This is a genomic window from Campylobacter concisus (assembly GCF_002913745.1).
GTDB lineage: Bacteria > Campylobacterota > Campylobacteria > Campylobacterales > Campylobacteraceae > Campylobacter_A > Campylobacter_A concisus_R.
Genome location: NZ_PPCG01000016.1, coordinates 1 through 1,227, shown reverse-complemented (window position 1 = coordinate 1,227; position 1,227 = coordinate 1). Strand labels below are relative to the sequence as shown.

Here is a 1,227-nt window from a genome sequence, read left to right as displayed (position 1 = left end):
GCTACATCATCTCTAAATGAGATTAAGACTATCCTTAATGACTTTAAAGGCAAACAAACTGAGCTTAACACTCTTACGGCAAGCCTAGAGACCTTAAGGAGTAGCTTAGAGAACCTAAACAAATCAGGGCTTATCAATGATACCCAAGCAGGCATAGCTCAAACTTACTCTAGCAATAAGATTAATAACCTATTGCAAGGAGTGCTAAGAGAGAGCGACGCAGCTGAGAGTAATGCTAATGGTAAGCTTGTAAGAAGAAACGCTCAAGGCAATATCTATGCTACTAACATTTATCTCAATGCAACAACAAAAGCTGAAGTGAGCGATATAAAGAACGCTTTAGCTACTGACAAGTGGAGATTTATAGTAAGAGATACAGGGGAAGGCTTGCTTAGGTCTATGTCTATCAAGGACTTTATAAACTCCCAAGAGGTTGATGCTTATACTAAAGCTCAAAGTGATAGTAAATACCTGACGGAAGCTAAGGGAGATACTAGGTATGTAAAAACAGCAGATGCTGACCTTGCCTATATGCGAGTAAATAATGCCTATACTCAGACAGAGATTGATAAGTGGTTTGCTAAAAAGACTGAGCTGACTGCTTTGACTAATTCTTTAGGGGATACCTATATAAAGAAGACTGATGCAGATAATGCTTATGTTAAAAGCACGTCTCCAATATTTAATAACTTGCTTAAAGCAGATGTGGATACACAGGGTAAGTACAAAGACCACGCTTACGTCCTTAAAGCTCCTGATGGTTCAAGTATTAAGAGTTTAGCTTTTTCTGCTAGTCCATTTACTTTCCCTGCGCCTGACCCACTCAATCAGCAAGCAAGTTTGGGTACTTATGCCTTTTTATTGTTCAAAAACGAGGCGAATAACAGACAGGCTCTGTATGTGCAACCTGCTAAAGCCCTTTGGGATTATGTAACCAAGCAGATTAAAGATTACTATAAATCTTTTAATAAGCCTGCTAATCTGAGCCAAATAGATTTATCAGAGTATGTTAATTTCGAGGTAACTCTAAAATCAAAAGCACCCTTTTATACTATTTTGGGAATAGAGGAGGCAATAGGGCAAAGTGGTGTAATTATAGTCCATAATGCAACTAATATAACTGGCTGGAATAGTATGTTTAAGTGGAGAGAGGGAGTACCCACAGCTTTAAAAGACACCGAAGTATTTGCCTACTTTGTGGCTTCAGCAACTGAAATATATATGGGG

At 38.4% G+C, this 1,227-nt stretch carries 1 protein-coding gene; it reads left to right on the top strand.

Features of this window, described 5'->3' with window-relative positions; translation table 11 throughout:
- Positions 1-1,227 (top strand): hypothetical protein (locus CYO90_RS10160; protein WP_429827809.1); only part of this gene is annotated, 1,227 nt, incomplete at both ends.